This window comes from Paenibacillus agaridevorans (genome assembly GCF_018604145.1).
Taxonomy (GTDB): Bacteria; Bacillota; Bacilli; order Paenibacillales; family Paenibacillaceae; genus Pristimantibacillus; species Pristimantibacillus agaridevorans.
Genome location: NZ_CP075889.1, coordinates 570,871 through 587,402, shown reverse-complemented (window position 1 = coordinate 587,402; position 16,532 = coordinate 570,871). Strand labels below are relative to the sequence as shown.

The window sequence follows — 16,532 nt, the reverse complement described above, 5'->3', positions numbered from 1 at the left end:
CCACTCCTCGTTAGTCCGGTTTATTCAAGCTCGGAATCCAGCTCCAACCTTGTATGAACGTCCATTCGTTTCTCCATGCCCATCTCGACGATAAGCGTATCGTTCGGCATGCTGCGCTCCGGTCCCAGCATGAGCAGCGACGGCTCCGTCAATACGGTATTAATGCCCAAGTACGTATGCAGGTCCAAGTACATCCACGGCTGAAGCTGGACCAGCTTCGCTTCCGTATAAGCCGGCTTCTGTTCCTCCAGCAGCCCCTCGATAACGACAAGCTGCTTCTCGCCCAGCGCCTGCTCCGGCCTGAGCAACACGGTGAAGGAATACGGATTGTCGTCATACAGCGCATCCGTCAAGCTGCGAAGCTCCGCGTGGTCACGCATAATCTTGGTCTGGAACTGCTCCACGATGATCGGCTCCACGCCCGTATACATCTCGATGACGGCGCTGATCCCCCGCTTCGTCCCTCGATAGCGATACAGCTCGGGCGCCGCCAGGATAAACGACCGAACCTGCTCATCTGTCCAATAATCGTCGGTCTCCAGTCCGATCCACGTAGCCAGCCAGCGTAGATGCTCGCCTTTCGCCCGATAGGGATCGATATAGCGGGACAGATCGCCGATCTCTTCTTCCAGCTCGATAAAAGCCGTGCCGAAGATGGACAAATACCTCTCCAGAAAGTCCCGGCTCTCCTCGTCCTCCTGATAGACTGCAGGCAAGTACTCCAGGTACGTCTCCCGGGGGAAATAAAGTCTTAGCTTCTCCACCATTGGGGTATGCCGCTCGTTGCCGATCCACTCCAGCTTAAGCCACATATAGCGGCCTTGCGCCTCCATAAAGAGAGCATCCTTCGGATTCGGTATCGGCGGCGACCAAAACGGCGCGAGCCCCTCCAGCTTTTCCTTGTACGGAATAAACGGATCATGAATCCAATCGTCCACAGAACGATATGCGCCCGCGATAACGGCTCGTTCATCATCCAGACAGAAGTAGGATAAATGCAGCTGCGTCCCTCCGGGAACGAATGCATCGGCTGTCAGCTTATGCCACACCGTGCCGCTCTCCGTACTGTCGAACCCGCTGGAAAGCCATACGCCCTCTGGCACGCCAGTCTCGGACATGGCAAGAGTCTGCGGCTGCAGATGAAGCATCGTAATCGTTGTATCGTCGCTGTTGCCGAGCACGTATAGTCGATCGGATGCATCCGCGAGAAGCACCGCTGCGCGCCCGCGGTAGCTCGTAACAGCTCCGTTAACCTCCCCGCGGGCTCCGAGTGTCACAATAAAGCGGTCATCCTCGTCGTCGCCAGCAAGACCTCTCGCGTCACCGACGTACATCATGCCGCTGCGGTCGCAGGCCAGCCCCGCATAGGTGCGTGTTGGAAGAGACTCGACGCAAGCAGCTCCGCCTTGTTCCACAATCGTGACCGTTGCGAAAATCGTATCTAATACGGCCAGGCCTCCATCAGGCTTGACAGCAAGATAATAGGCGCCGCGCAGATGTTTCAGCTTCGCCCTAACGGGTTGACGCAATGAAGGATTAGCGATTACATCGACCAGCATTCCGCCATGGGTAAATACAAGAATGGACAGCTTGCCGCCTTCAGGAACCGCCGGTTCGTCTCCCCCAGTGTCCGTATCCAGAGGGGACAATACATAGACATGATTCGCGTCCGCACCAATGGCTAACGGATGGAAGACGGCGTCCTCGATGCGCTCTCCTTGCCGCGACCACATCGTCTGGCCGTTGCCTGTATGAAAGGCCGACAATGAACAATCGCTACCGGGGTCAGCGGCGAACAGGAACGGTCCCGAAGCCGCTATTCTGGCATCTTCGCCGAATAATCCATGTCCTTGCGGGAATAAGCGCTTATGATCGCCAATCCGCCAATCGTAGCTCCAGAGATCGGCCCGATCATCCAGCAGATAGATGCGTTCATGCTCGCCGACTGCCATATCCTTGACAGCCGACAACCCTTCCAGCGCATCCAGCCGCAGCGTGCCTGCAATGCCATATCGCTTGTCGCGTCGAATGCCAAGCCCCGCCATTCCATTCTCCAGATTATAGGCGGTTCCCTTCAACCAATCCTGCTGACGGTTGACGGAGAAATATTGATTATGCTCCTTCAGTGAAATTCCTCCCTTCCCGCCGATCGCCCGGTGGCTGTGCTGCAGCCTACAAGCGTGTTCTGCTGATGAGTTCGATCTCGTGCTCTCCGGAATAGATCAAGCCGTGCGGCGGCAGAACAATGTCGCCGCCCGCCGTCTTGGTCACATGCGGCCCGTCCGCGTCCAGCCACAGATCCTGGACGAATACGACTCCGCTTCCTTTGGTAAGGGATCCATAAATATCGCCCTTGTATACCGTTCTGCCGAAAGTCCAGCCGCGCTCCCCTTGATTTCCGTCAAGCGGCCTGAGCAGTCCCTTTAGCAGATCCGCATAACGTTCCCTCTCGTCCGCAAACGGCGCCTCCACGACGATAACCGCATGAACCGTCACCTGGACGTACACGGGAGGGATGACATGCAGCTCCGTTGTAATGAGTCTCCGTGAATCCAGATATCGGCTTACCGTCTGCAAAAATCCTGGGCTTGGCAGCGGAGTCGGTGACAAGCCCTGCGGAACGACGACCAGCGACAGCTGACCATGCGCCTTCTCTCTGGGGTAGTCGGAAAGGCCGGGCTTGTAGAGCGGAATCGCCTTGGCTCTGGCTACCTCGACGCCTGGCGTCGATCTCGCGATGTCCTCGTAATCCTCGTCCGTGACGGCGCGGAAGGCCCGCTTCAGCTCCGAAGCGGCTCTTGCAAGCGCATCATGCAGAGTCTCGGCTTCGCCCCCGCCGGAAGCATAAAAGGGATTGGACACTTCGATCCCCAGTCTTCGCTGCTCCTCGTGCGCCCATTCCCGGATAAGCCCCGGCTTTACATTGCCGCGCTCGCCTCCGCCAAGCTCGCAGGAAATCAAGCTTATATTGCCGTCTGAACTTGCGTCGGGTATCGCACCCCGTTCTCCGTTGCCGAACGCGATTATTCGCTCTTCGGGAAGATAGACGTAATGGCGATCTTCAGGTCCCGATCGATCGAAGCTGTCGACAACACTCCAATCCTCCCATATCATCGCCCCGGATGCGACATTCCAGCGCCCTGCCTGCAAGCCGATGGCGCCGCGTTTCCTGCAAGGCAGCTCATACACCTCGAACCGCTGATTGGGCAATCCGTTGCTCCTGCCGACCATGCGGTATCGATAAAAATCCGGCGTACTGGCGATGATCCGAACTCTTCGGCCTTTATGGAGCATGCCGCCCTGGTTTACGGAATCCTTGCGGATCAAAGCGACGGTCGCCCCTCCCGCATGTCGCTCCACCTTGTACGACTCTGCGGACAATTCCATCCAGCCGCCGCCCGGAGCGGCTTCCAATTGCAGGCGCACATCGCCGTACGCAGCCAGATAAGTATGCATAGAGAAGCTTTCGTTCTCTTCTCCGCTAGCCTCGAGCTCGACATATTCGCTCAGCGTATCGCGCTGTGCGGCATGGGCCGTATGGAGGAGGATGCTGCCGATTCTCGGCGGCATCTCGTACCCGTCCTCCTCTATCGTGCAACAAAACCAATACCTGGGTCGGTCTCCAGCCGGATGGACCGTAACGGCTCTCATCGGAGACGCCGGAGTGACGGTAATGGTGCCGCTGACCGTCAAATGCCCGGTTTCATCCGCGATGACCGTAAGCGGCAGCCATGAAGCCTTGCCGGCGGCCTCATCCCAACCGTATGCTTTCCACGACAATCTGGCCGAAGGAATCAACATGGCAAGTTCTTCTTCACTCGCGGAATCGTAAATGTCTCTCAGCGCTGCGTCAGACTTTAGCATTTTAAATGTCAGCGGTACAGGAACACCTGGATGCAGCTCCCTGTCGAAGGACACATACAGCTTGGCCCCTGCCCTCGCGTCTATTCCAAATGGATAGAAGGATACATGGTGATGGTCGTTGGACGCCGTCACATCGCTGCTCTCCTTCTCCGTCCGGCACAAAATGCGTTCCAGCTTAAGCGGTCTCAGCTCGGTCTCGCTCACCGTCTCGAACACTTGATCCTCCGCCAAAAGCTTTGTTCCTGCCGGCAGCAGGACCGGCTCGCGCACATCCGAGAAGGCGACAAGCGCCTCGGCGGATAACGTATCGCGAGCTTCCGCGCCGAGCAGATCAAGAAACTTTCTCCGATTCCGGTCAGGTACCCGGCCGATGTAATAGCGCTGCATTTCCGTCAGCCATGCAAAGAGCTCCATCATCGTGATGCCTGGATCATGCGCATTTTCGTCGGTCCATTCCGGCAATCGCTTCGGTATCAGCTTTCTGGATTGCTGGACGATCTCCGCGTACGAAAGATCATCAAGCGGCAGCCTTGGCAGCATCATTGTCCCTCCTTCCCTTTTAAAGGTAGTTCAAAAAGTCCGATTCCCATTACGAAGTAATCCTAGAGGCCTACTCGGCGTCGAATATTGAATTCAACCGATTCTTCCGGTACTGAAAAACCGAACTTTTTGAACACGCACTTTTAGCGCGAAGCCCCTTCGGCAGGCACGGCCGTTATTCGGTGCGTGCCGTTCGTGACGAGGCCATGCATCACTTCATTCATTCTCGCGGGATCCCATTCGGTGCGGACTCCCCCTTCGATCTTAACTACATGCACGTATAATCTGTCTATATACAGCAAACCTCTAACCGAGTGAAGCAGAGAATACAGCAGCGACAAGTGGAGCGATTCTCCTATATTCCATCCCTGTCCGTCGGTGTTGCCGCTCATAAAGCTCAAGAACGTCGATAATTTGTCATGGCATGCTCGCTCCAGCGGCAGCAGGCTCCCAACCGATTCCGCCGCTACCGTCGCGTTCACGGATACTTCCAGATAAGCCGGTTCGATGACGCGAATACCGCCTCCTACAGTCAGGACGCCTGCCGCGCGGCGCAGCAGCTCGCTTTCGACCGATCTGCGAAGCTCCGGGAATTGCGCCGTATCCGCAACGCCTCCGTCCGTGCAAGCGACCACGGTCGCATAACCAGGCGCCCGCTCGAGCAAGGCATTGCGATTGCTCAAGCATTTCACCTTCGCAATTCCCGGGTAGGCCTCCCGCGCAAGCCATTCCACATCTCTCGCCGTAACGGCTCTGTTGCGGTTTTTAAGCCGCTGAGGACCGCGAAGCAGCACTTCCTCCATCGCCTCCGTATGGCTGCCGCCAATAGCCGGCAACGGATTGGTGACGTTGTCGATGTAAGCGATGGGTACCTGCATGCCCGTAATTTGATTGGCTTCTACTCTTCCGGCGGCGCCGGCCGTAGTCCGGAACGAGATTCGCGCTAGCCGATCGTGCTCGGCGGAAGGCGATCTTCCTTTCATCCCGTCGCCGAAACGAAGCAAGCCTCCGGCACGATCCGGCGAATAGTGCCGATCATCGGGACCGGAGTCGGCCAGAGAGGCAACGGGCTGCCATTTCACCCAAAATCGGATGGGTTGTCCTTCGCCGTCGAGCTGTTCGTAACATCGATCCGGTTCGCCTTCCAGCATGTCCGCCCGATCCGAAGGCGCAAGCTCATCCAGCTCATCCAGCCATACCTGCTCGTTAACGAACGCGGTAGGGGTCAAGTGGACCAGTCCGTCAGCAGGAATACTCATCTCGCGCTCCTGGCTGATCTGTTGGGTAACCGCAACCGTGTTAATCCGGACGCTGTCCGCAACGGGAATATCCGGATACGCATCGCTGATCCGGCTGTCCCGGTTAATGGACCGGATCCAGTAGCGATCATGACCGTACAACCTTGCAGCCGCCATCGTAGGCGGGCCGGCCCATAACCATTCTCCGCTTATGCCCAGTCCGTCCGTGCCATCCTCGACCTTAATCGGCTTCCAGGCCAGCCTACCGTTCTCCCGGCAGAGCGCTTCCCAATCCAGCCATGGTCTCTCGTTTCCTGCGGCAAATCGCCGGGACAGCTCCAGATGCAGTCGAAGCGGTCCCTTGAGCGGAGGCCCGTTAAACGCCAGATAGAGAGAGGGAGCGGGGGACGGGATCGGCTCGAACGGCTTATAGGCTTCTGTTCCTTGTACCGCCGACAAACTGCGATCCCGATCGTCCGCGTTGTTTCTTGTATAGACGTTATGAGGCGCAAATACGGTCTGGGAACCGGTGGAATAGGATAATCTCGGCGCTTCCACCCAAGGCGACATGTATTGCATGATAGGCGCGATAACGGGGTCCGTCTGCAGCACCCTGGCACGAATCCAGTACTGGAACACGCCGTTTACGAATGTCCGGTCCATGTCCTCCGGGCAATCGAAGGTTAGCGTAAACGGCTTGCCGTCTCCCTCGGGCAAATCCTCGAAGAAAGCGGCATGCCGTTCGTTGCCGGGCAAGACGTTCCAATTGCTGCCGTTCCAATATTCCCATACAACCTGGCGAATTCGAATGCGCGGGGGATCCTTTTCCTCGAAATCATACGTGCGCATGACCATCTTCCACTTGACCTCGGGATCCGGCGCCATGCGCAGCCGATTGGGCTTCGCCATCGCCGAACAAGTCAACTCCAGCTTGCTCCCCCGCTTGCTAAACGCTTCCTCGCTGGAAATGTAGAAGACGGAGTAGGGAACAAAATGTTCGCCGAAAGGATAACAGCCGTCATCGGCCAAAGCCATGTCGTTGAAGTAGATAGAATCTGGCGCAATCCGCTCCGTATCGCCTGCAACATCATGAGATACGCGAAGCCGGAGCTTGTCCATCTCCAGATTTTTATCCAAGATGGGGGAAGCCGTTCCTTCCAGCGGCTTCACCGCACACTTGATCCATCTGCCTTCGACGCCTTGATGCTCCATGGGCTCCAGCTTGCCGGGTTCGCTCTTATGAAGAATGATAAGGTTGCCAGCGGCTATCGCCGACCGGAACGGCTTCCACTCGCCATCGCTGCGGTAGCTCCACTCCACCAGATCGGAAGAAAGCGCAGCCGCCAATTCGGGTTCGGCGTATCGCTTCTCTCCGTGGAAAACATTTATGTAGATGCGGCAAGGGCGATCCACCAGAAACTGCTCGTCATGCCGGATGAACAAGGCATGCCCCTGTTCGTTCGGAGCAGAGCGCGTATCGAACAGCGGTACGGCTTCTGCCGTCCCGGCCTCCAGCTTCTCGTCGTAGCCGGTAGCGACCGTCACGATCTCATCCCTGGCAGGGTTGACGTTCACGATCTCGGTCAGCTTGGCCGGCGTTGCCGCCAGGGCCCCCTCCGTCTCGAAAACAAGCGGCTCTCCGCCTTGCGGGTTATTCGCCGTCAGCTTAAGTCCTGCAGGCACATAAACAGACTCTGTTGAGCCCTCGCTTAGCCGAAACGTTACCCTGGCCCTGGCAGGCCGCGGCGGCTCCAGCTTTACATCCAGCAGGTCAAGGAAGGAGAGCAGATGGTTCATCGGCGCCTTGTTCAGCCTCTGTACCGTCTCCTCCAGCATCTCGCCCACGATATAGGCAAGACCGGCTCCCGGATCGCTGCCATCAAGCGAAAACCGCCATTCTGGCGTATAGTGCGGCGCCATCTCTTTGAACTTCTCCAAATAGGTGGACAAGTTATTTGTATTGATTATCGGAGGACGACGATTGCCGCCCGTTCCCGCATGTTTCATGTCCGATGCCCGCTCCCGTTATTTCGTGCCTTCCTCCAGATAAAAAGGATAGACCTGGTTAAAGAGATTGTTCGTCGATCTTACTGTATAGCTAACCTCGAGCAGCACGCGGCCGTTCATGGATGGATCGGGCTGCGCCTTCACTTCGATATCCTTTATGCGCGGCTCCCAATCGCGGATGGCTTCCTTTACATCGCTTGCGATGAGCTGCATCGACATATCGTCCATCGTGCCGAACACGAAGTCCTTGAGTCCGCAGCCGAAGTCGGGGCGCATAAGCCGCTCGCCCTTCGAAGTGCGAATGATGATGCGGATGGCTTCCTTGATGTCCTCTTCGCCTTCCGACATCATAATCCGCCCCGTCGTTTTGTCCACCTGAACGGGGAACTTCCAGCCTTTCCCCAGAAATGGCGCAGACATGACGAACTCCCCCTTCGAATATTAAATAAAGTTTGGAAATAAAATATCGTTCAAAAAGTCCGGTTTCCAGTACCGAGAAGATTGGATGAAACTAGAACCTGAGGAGCGGAGCATAGCAGCGCTATGTGAGCACCTGCAATGTTTCCGGAGGAAACAGCGATGCTTAGGTTCGGAAACCTCGGGCCCCGCGAAAGTAATCGGAATTGGCATCGAAGCTTCCCTTCACTTTCGTGGGTATCAGGAAATATTCGACGTCGAGTAAGCTTCTTGGGATGCCTCGTAATGGAAAGCGGACTTTTTGAGCTACCTCTAATTGATTTTGACCATGGAGCCTTTGATGTTGATCATCCCATCCGACTTGATGTCGAGCATGCCGGATGCTTTGAGAGACAAGGTTGCCGACGCTTCGACCTTCACCTGCGCCGCCTTGACCTCCAGTGTTGAGGTGCCGCTTATTGTCACGTTTCCGCTCGACGTTATTTCTACCTTCGATGTGCCCGACTTTACGGTTACCTTCTTTCCTTTTTCGTCCAGCACCAGCGAATTTTGTTTATCCGCCGTTTCGGCCTTGACGCTGCCGTCCTTGTCAGACAGCAGAACGGTATGGCCCTTTTTGGTTTTGATCGTGATTGTGCCCTCGCCCGACTTGTCGTTGAACTCGATCACATGGCCGGTTTTTGTTTTGATCATGCTGATGTCGTTGTTATCGTCGCCTGGCGGCGGCTTGTCCTTGCCGTTCCACAATGAGCCCACCACGACGGGCTGGTCGAGACGTCCCATCAAGAAAGCGACAAGCACCTCGTCATCTACTTCCGGGATGAAATAAGATCCTTTGCCATTCCCGCCTGACATAGAAGCGACTCTAACCCAATCCGTCTCCAATTCGCCTTCGCGATGCGGGAATTTCAGCTTGACGCGGCCGAGCTTATCCGGATCCTTGTTATTCGTCACGATTGCATTCCATACGCCGGATAATTGCTCGGAAGGCATCGATCGCTGCTGAAGATCGAAGAAACCGGGATACATCGATCTCATAATGCGTTCCCCTCCGCTTCGAATTGAATGGCATAACCGTCCAATGAGTCCAACCGATGAACGACTCTGGTCAACATGAGATTGCGATTTAAAGCGGAGCCGATCCCCGAAATTGCAATCAATTCGCCGGGTATAAGCTCCGGAAAGCCGATGCAGCTGCCTTGCCCGCGGATCAAATCACGTGACAGCCTGTTCAACAACGCCGTTGCAAGATGTCTCGCCTCATCGAGCGTCGTTACGCCCGTATAGACCGTCTCCGCCTTCTGTGAAGACAATGTCTTGGCAAGACTGGGACCGCTCTTTGCGCCGCTGATTACCGTAATCGGCGTGGACTTCCCTTCCACCGACTGCTTCGTCTTCGTATCGAATCCTCTCACCTTTACCTCGGAGGTCTGTCCGCTGACATCTGCCGTGAAGGTAAATTCACGCAAGCTTTGGCCGTACTTCAACTCGATGAGCGGCGTACCGCTCGTCTTTCGTTTGCGGAAGTGCAGCTTGCTCCCCGTTACATGGAAGAGATAGTCGTTATCCTGCGCGAGCGACTGGACAAAATGGTAGTCGCTGATGCCAATCTGTTCGATCGTCGTTTTTTTGACGGTAAGCGCATCAACATCGGCTGTAAGTCCATATTCGGAAGCAATTGTTTGGACGACGTCGCTGTCCTTCATTTCCTTCCACACCTTGGATTTGGACGATTTCATCATGAGGAACGAACGGTCCATCGCGGTCACCGTCACAATCGGGCTGCCGCTGGCCGGATAATCGACCGTATAGCCGGTGATGATACCATCGAATACCTGGCCCTTCTTGTCCGCGTACCCTAGCTTTACAATCAATGTTTTGCCTGGAGCAATCTTGGTATTTACCCATTGCAGATTGCTCGTGCTCCACTCGTAGGCATTGGTAATGCTGAAGCGGACGATGTCTGCCTTCGCATCCGTAGACAGATCGACCTCTACCCAACCGATTGCCATATCATCAAGCCGCGCGGCCTGACCTTCAATCAACAGGTCGGCCTCCGGCGATCTGAAGCTCCGGTATTTGCTCTCTAGATCGCTCATTTTATGCGTAGGCATACCACTCACTCCAGTCTGGGAATCGTCAAGTTTCTGCCTGCCGCCAGCAACCTCGGATTGTCAATGCCATTCGCCTCGGCGATATGCCTCCACTGACCCGGATCCTCGTATTCCTCGGCCGCGATGCTCCACAGCTGATCGCCTTGCTTAACCGTCTTTCGTTTCGTTCGATCCGCCGATTGCCTCGGAATTTCTTTGTATTGCTCCTTCATCGTTTGAGTGCTCCGCATCTCGACGTCAAGCGTAGCCCGAACCGGCTTTCCCGATTCCAAAAACATGGTGAAACGCTGAGTAATGGATACGATTACTCCCTTGAAATTAAGCGAGCCCCAAACAAATCGGCATTCCGGAGGGGCGTGCAGGTCGGAATCCACATCGAGAATGCTTACAATCTTGGACGTATGCTCACGCACATCCGTCCCCAGCTCATAGGTATCGAAGAACAGGCTTAAACTCAGTGTCGACGCATTTCCTCCGACGAATTGAGTAGTTGGAGACTGCAAACCGGGCACATCATTATCAGGATATTTGTTACTTGCAGTCAACTCGTATCCCGTCGGGTTAAACAGCACGTCAACGGTTTCAGTATCGTTGCTCTTATAGATCATGAACTGCGCTTTGGTTAAAGCCATCTTCCGTCCTCCTCATCCGTCATTTAAATACGTTACCGCATCCGATAACTCTCGGTTCGGTTTCCTTCATTAATATCCGTTTCGACGCTGCTCCAGCTTCATCTTCCTCTCGAGCGCCTTGTACACGCGGTCTGCGATGGCTTCGGGATTTAATTGAGGCAGCTTCATAATCATCCGTTGCAGCTTCTCCGGCTCCAGCTCGCGCGGGGCATCCACCTTGATCTGTCTGGGCGCCTCGGCGGGCTGCTGGGGCGCTGAGCGATGCGTCAGCCCAAGCGGAGAACCATTGTACGCGCTCGCTCCGAAGGCTGGCTGCTGGGATTCCAGACCAGCATCGTTGAGTGCCGGCCGATTATAGGCCAAAGAAGAAAATGTCCCCGGATTGGTGCTCGAAATCTGCCGAACCGTTCGATCATGATCGCCGCGTATTGCCGACGCCGTAAATTGTCTGCCAATCAACGGAGAACGTTTACTCTCGGCAGTACGTCGTGCTATTGCAGGGGTCAAGGATAATCTGCCTCTGCTGCTCATCGATGCTGAAACCGAATCCTGTCCCGTGCTCCCGGCCCTTTGTACGATTGCCGCCGAGCCCAAAGCCGAATTTGATATCGTCGCAGATTCCCTGATTGTCAATCCGGACGTCGCGGGAGCCGAATTGCGCGCAGATTCCTTCTGGCTTGTTCGCTGTGCGACGGTTAGCGGCTGGGAAATTACAGGCCCAACACGGGCAATGGTTCTCCCTTGCTCGCGTGTACTTTCCGCGAGGGCCGTTTTCCCGGGACGCACAACGCTGGCCGTATGCTGCCGACCGTCCTCCCGAGAGCTTTCCGCACTGCGCTGAACCAATGCCCCCTGCTTCGGCAAGGAGGGGGAAGCTCCCTGCTTATTAAGCTCCGCGTGCTTCCCCGCAGCCAATGATCGTTGTGCCGCAGAAGTTATTGGTGAACGTTTTTCTACCGAAGGGGCAAGGGACGGTCGTCTTCTGCCTATAAGCATCCCCCTCGCCATTGGGCTGGTTGATGAAGCCGTCTGCCCTGTATGGCCTTGTTCAGCCAAACGCATCATTCGAGCACCAAACGTTTCCGGCAGTTGGCGGAGAACTAAGCCGGAGGGCCCATATGCCGCAGCTTGCCCCGGCATATGTCTGCGAGAGTCGGTTCCGCTCCGCTGTTGAACGTTCGCCCTCCGTGAGGGAGCCGCATTTTCAGGAGCATGCAGGGGCGAAGTCTCATGATCGTTGCTTCTACTCGCCTGTGCAACCGTAGTCTCCGTTGTCCGATGGCTGCGATTGGCATTTTGCCTGTTGGAGGCAACGGCCGGACTACTTACAGCCGAAGCTTTTTTTTCTGTATCGCGATTTGCTATGTTGCGCCGCAGAACGAGCGATCCGCTTCGCCGCGGCAAGCCCGCTTGCGCTTGCGGCTTGTTCTCCAACGCCGAAGGTTGCTGTCGCTGGATGCGACGTACCGCCGAATCCCGGTTCCAGAAAAGGCGATGGATTCGCCCCGTCGTAAGAGGATTCTTAAGTCCTTCTTCCATGAGCTCCGCCGAGGTCCCCGCCTTCAGCGCCCGTCTTACCAACAGCGGCGACGATGGCTGCGCCGTGTTATTTCTGGACCTTCCGGTTACCAGCTGGCTGGATAAGTTCGCTTGCTTCTGATCGTCGATCCTGTCTCGTCTTGCTTCATAGGATGCGCTCCCGTGCGAATTCACCGGTGCAGCCTCCCGCTCCTGGCTGCTTACAGAGCCCGGCCGTTTCTGGGATCCGGTCCCTGAGTCAGGAAGCGCTCCTGACTCAGCATTCCGACGTCTCGCATTTAGCAGCTCGGAGAAGCGTCGCCCGGCATTTACGCCTGCAGACGTTCTATGATGTTTAAGCGCCGATAGCAATATAGGAGCAGCATTGTCCATTCGGAATTCAGTTCCGGTCAGAGCTTTCAGACGAGTTCTTGACGATTCTTCAACAGTAGAGGAAGCTGGAGAGCTCCTCTTGCGAGGCGAGCTCTCTGTACCTGCCGCATCTGCACCTTCAACTTGACGATAAAAGAGCTTCTTGGCCTGAATTGGAGGCTTCGCAGATCCAGCAGCTGAATGTGCCCGCTCCGGTAACGAATCCGGCGAATTCGTCGGATTCCAATCTCTGATTAGACGACTGTTGCGATGACTTTTGCTGTTATTGACGGAGGAGGTCGTCAGCCAGCTTGGACTCATGGACAGCAGCCGAATCGGGCTGGTTCCCGCCGTAAGAAAAACACGTTGTGCAAATACCGTATTTTGATTTGGGTTGGCAACTTTCTTCGAATGGCCACTGCGGGCATCTGAGGCGGCCATTCCTTGTTGCTGCGGTCCCTCGCCGCCTTTATTCGCAGGATTCTGAAGTTCAGCTTTCGATTCACGTACCGGTTGTCGGTGCACGCTTGGCACCAATGCCTGACCCGGTGCTGCAGCTGAGTTAGGTTGTTTGTGCACCAAATTCGGCGTTTGACGACGCCCCTTGGTCTTCGTTGAGGAGTTGCCGCTGGAGTGAAACTTCTCTCCACGATCACTGACTGCCTCGTTGTTCTGCGGATTGCGATCCAACCGTTTCTGTTGCCGTTTCGCTGTCTGCTTTTTGTCCCCGGTCAGCTCCTCGGATTGAACGGGCTGCCATTCCGGAACGGCAGAATCCGATTTGCGGCGCTTCGTGCCGGTCTTTTTTGTCTGTAACACTTGCTCCGCATGGTCGGCGCGCCGCTCCGCTTCCTTGGCCTTGGACGTTGCGACTTGCGACGACTGGGCAGCTTGATTGGCGGCTTGATTGGCGGCTTCCACAGCTTCCGTCGCACGGCGTTTCGCAGCAGCTTCTCTGCGTCCAGCCAGTTGTTCCGTCTCCTTGACCTTGTCCTCGGCAGCCTTTGCAGATTGTAAAGACTTGCGTACCGAATCGGCGGCTTCGGCCGTTCGGCGTTTCAAGTTTTCTTCCGCTCGCTCAGCTTTTTGTTTCGCTCGTTTTGCCTTGTTCGCTGCAGCTTGCGCAGTTGTATTTGCTCGACGAACAGACTGGTCAGCATCAGAGATTCGGCGCTTCGGAGACAGCTCGGCGCGAGTTTCCCGCTTGGTTGTTTCTTCGCGCTTGGCATGCATCAACGGGGCTTTCTTGGCGGCTACATAAGATGCAGCCGCCATGCTGCCCTCTTTCTTCCCAAGCTGCGCTTGCCGTCCGGAAGTGTGAGTGATACCCGCTTCTACGGAAGCGATCATGCCCCGGAGCCGCTCTAAGAACGAGCTTTGTCGTACGAGCTTGCCCGTTCTCTTATGTAATCCTGTCGCCAGCATTGTTGCTGCGGGCTGGGTGCCGCTATATGGATCCTCACGCCGCGAGCCGGAAGCAGGCTGCTTCATCGAAGTTGCGGCGCCAGGGGATTGTCGATCATGAGGGGATGCTTCCAATCGGAACGGCGCGGTCATGGCTTGCGCTCTAACCGTCCGTTGATTATCTATGATTTTTACGATTTCGCGGACAATGATCGTTTTGTGCTCTACCTTGACTTTCTCGCGTTCTATAATCCGGTCGGTCTTTCTTTCCTCCGGCTTGCGTCTTGTTCTCGGATCCTCTGCTCGAGGAGGCGTCACATGAATATGAATCCGCTGTTGCACCGCCGCTTGCTCGCCCTTGGGCTTGGCATGCAGCATCGGGATGCTGGCATAGCGGCTTCGGCCGCCACCCGGACGATGCTTGTTCAGAATACTCCCGGCGAATGCCTGGACGGAAGCCGCGGTATCGGCTGCCTTGCGTTGCTTAGGCGCCTTGCTCCTATCCATGTGGCGCATCCTCCTTCAATTCAGGATATTAATGATAGTTATCTGCCGAATTCACCCTGAAGCCCCGAATGAATAATCTCGAGCGACTCCACGGCCACATCGCTTGAAGCTGCATTGAGCTGCGGTCCGCTCCATCGAACCGGATAGGCGTCGTAGAAATTCCAGCGTCCGAACTCCTTGCCATCCGGCTGCTGCAGAACGACCGAACCCGACTTGCGGACTGCTTTACCGTTCTTGGTGCTCTCATACCAGTTCCAGAGCACGGGCGACTTCGTAATGCCTCGCTTAAGAACGAGATTGGGATATCGAATGCCCTTGGGCAGCTTATGCACGTAACCGTTTAATCCGCCTTCCCGGTATTCCTCGACTTCCGTCTCCGCCTCGAGACCGGATACCTCCGAGAATCCGGCAACAAATATGCCATCCAGCTCCACCCAAAAATGAAACGTGCTCGCGAGCCGGTGGATCCGGTTTACTCCGGGCACCTTGTATGCTGCCATAACGCTTTCACCTCTTCCCGAACACGTCGAAGACGTTCTTTTTATCGCCGTCGTCGTTCATCTTGCGGTTAATTCTGGATATCTCGTCACACCATCTTCGCCGCTCCGCATGCTCCATATTCATGATGTCGTCATGCGTCCAGTGGAAGTAGTAGGCGATGAAGCCGACCTCCTCATACAGCCGTTCAACAGGATAGGCTAGGAGAGGGCTTCCGTTAAGGACAAAAAATCGATCGCGACCTCATGCTCGTGATCACACTTCGGACATACCGCAAGCACCTTCGGGCTTTCCAGATCATTGATCTGACGATACAGGTTTTGCAAGTACGCGAGATCGGCCGTAAACAGCTTCTCGATCAACCTTGTATCCACGTGTTTCACGTCGCCAAGCCTTGTTACGACCCGCGCCATAAGAATGACGGTCAAATAACTGGGATTGGATTGAACCCTGGGATCCTTCATCGGCAAGATTTCGTCGGCAGCCGTCGCGAGACGCATCGTACCGCGTCTGTGCAGGTTGCCTTGATCGTCCACGTAACCGCGCGGCAATTCAAAGTCGTACTCCGTCTGAAACGCCATCTCTTCATCTCTCCATTTTTTAAGGTAATTCAAAAAGTCCGCTTTCCATTACGAAGTATCTCAGGAAGCTTACTCGACGTCGAATATTTCCTGATACCCACGAAAGTGAAGGGAAGCTTCGATGCCAATTCCGATTACTTTCGCGGGGCCCGAGGTTGCCGAACCTAAGTACATTGCAGGTGCTCACATAGCGCTGCTATGCTCCGCTCCTCAAGTTCTAGTTTCATCCAATCTTCTCGGTACTGAAAACCGAACTTTTTGAATTTGATTTCAATGTAAAATGCGGAAAACAAGGGGCGCCCAGACGTCGTGACGCCGGAGGCCGGCCCTTGTTTGTCCGGTGTAGGCTCCGCCCACCTCAAACTTAATGACAGGGGGAGCCGCATTATAGGATCTAAGCCGTTCTCAGCAAGCCCTCGTGCGCGAACTCCAGCGCCTCGATAGCGACTTCGGCGCCAAGACCGTTAAACGATGGTGCGGTGTAGCGCATTGGCCAAGCTTCGATAACTTGCCAAGTCGCAACGTCGTTGCCTTCTTCGTCAAGCGCGATGATGGTGATCGTCTTGCGTTCGATGGTGCCTTCCATACATTCCTGGATCCATTCGTACAGCTCCATGGATTCCGTCGTGCCCCACTTCAGCGTAATGTTGCCATACTTGGTCAGACCCGGCAGCTTGCGAGGCGTCGTCAATTCGTTGCCTTCGCGGTATTCGATGACGTCCAGCGACGCGTCGAATCCCGTTACCTCGTTAAAGCCGGCCTGCTCCAGGCCTTCTACCTCGACCCGGTATCTAAAATTGCGATATGGATCCGTGCGATCTCCTGCCATGGGAATCCCCT

General features: G+C 55.6%; 12 protein-coding genes. All 12 read right to left on the bottom strand.

From position 1 onward, the window contains the following. Positions 1-20 precede the first annotated feature (20 nt). The gene (locus KJW29_RS02370) at positions 21-2,078 is read right to left on the bottom strand and encodes a phage tail protein (protein WP_214628611.1); all 2,058 of its coding nucleotides are present in this window, start codon (positions 2,076-2,078) and stop codon (positions 21-23) included. A 94-nt stretch (positions 2,079-2,172) separates the two neighbouring features. After that, positions 2,173-4,407, bottom strand: a complete 2,235-nt coding sequence (locus KJW29_RS02365) for a putative baseplate assembly protein (RefSeq protein ID WP_214628610.1) — start codon at positions 4,405-4,407, stop codon at positions 2,173-2,175. Between the two features lie 140 nt (positions 4,408-4,547). Continuing rightward, positions 4,548-7,649 carry a baseplate J/gp47 family protein gene (locus tag KJW29_RS02360; protein ID WP_214628609.1) on the bottom strand — a complete coding sequence of 1,034 codons (3,102 nt, stop codon included), beginning with the start codon at positions 7,647-7,649 and terminating at the stop codon, positions 4,548-4,550. Positions 7,650-7,667: 18 nt separating this feature from the next. Continuing rightward, entirely contained in the window at positions 7,668-8,069 is a 402-nt protein-coding gene (locus tag KJW29_RS02355; RefSeq protein ID WP_108992001.1) for a GPW/gp25 family protein, read from the bottom strand. Positions 8,070-8,378: 309 nt separating this feature from the next. Then, the gene (locus tag KJW29_RS02350) at positions 8,379-9,104 is read right to left on the bottom strand and encodes a phage baseplate assembly protein V (RefSeq protein WP_214628608.1); all 726 of its coding nucleotides are present in this window, start codon (positions 9,102-9,104) and stop codon (positions 8,379-8,381) included. After that, on the bottom strand, positions 9,101-10,180 hold the full coding sequence (locus tag KJW29_RS02345; RefSeq protein WP_214628607.1) for a phage late control D family protein: 1,080 nt from the start codon (positions 10,178-10,180) through the stop codon (positions 9,101-9,103). Before KJW29_RS02345 ends, KJW29_RS02350 begins: the two co-directional genes overlap by 4 nt. 5 nt (positions 10,181-10,185) lie before the next feature. Further along, the gene (locus KJW29_RS02340) at positions 10,186-10,812 is read right to left on the bottom strand and encodes a CIS tube protein (protein WP_214628606.1); all 627 of its coding nucleotides are present in this window, start codon (positions 10,810-10,812) and stop codon (positions 10,186-10,188) included. Positions 10,813-10,881: 69 nt separating this feature from the next. After that, positions 10,882-14,613, bottom strand: a complete 3,732-nt coding sequence (locus KJW29_RS02335) for a hypothetical protein (RefSeq protein ID WP_214628605.1) — start codon at positions 14,611-14,613, stop codon at positions 10,882-10,884. 38 nt (positions 14,614-14,651) lie between these two features. Beyond that, positions 14,652-15,113 carry a phage tail protein gene (locus tag KJW29_RS02330; protein ID WP_214628604.1) on the bottom strand — a complete coding sequence of 154 codons (462 nt, stop codon included), beginning with the start codon at positions 15,111-15,113 and terminating at the stop codon, positions 14,652-14,654. Between the two features lie 7 nt (positions 15,114-15,120). Beyond that, positions 15,121-15,294, bottom strand: a complete 174-nt coding sequence (locus KJW29_RS36595) for a DUF6760 family protein (RefSeq protein ID WP_087566831.1) — start codon at positions 15,292-15,294, stop codon at positions 15,121-15,123. 17 nt (positions 15,295-15,311) lie between these two features. Continuing rightward, a complete protein-coding gene (locus tag KJW29_RS02325) occupies positions 15,312-15,692 on the bottom strand; it encodes a hypothetical protein (protein ID WP_108991997.1) in 381 nt (126 codons plus the stop codon). Positions 15,693-16,086: 394 nt separating this feature from the next. Then, a complete protein-coding gene (locus tag KJW29_RS02320; protein ID WP_087566833.1) occupies positions 16,087-16,521 on the bottom strand; it encodes a phage tail protein in 435 nt (144 codons plus the stop codon). Positions 16,522-16,532 lie beyond the last annotated feature (11 nt).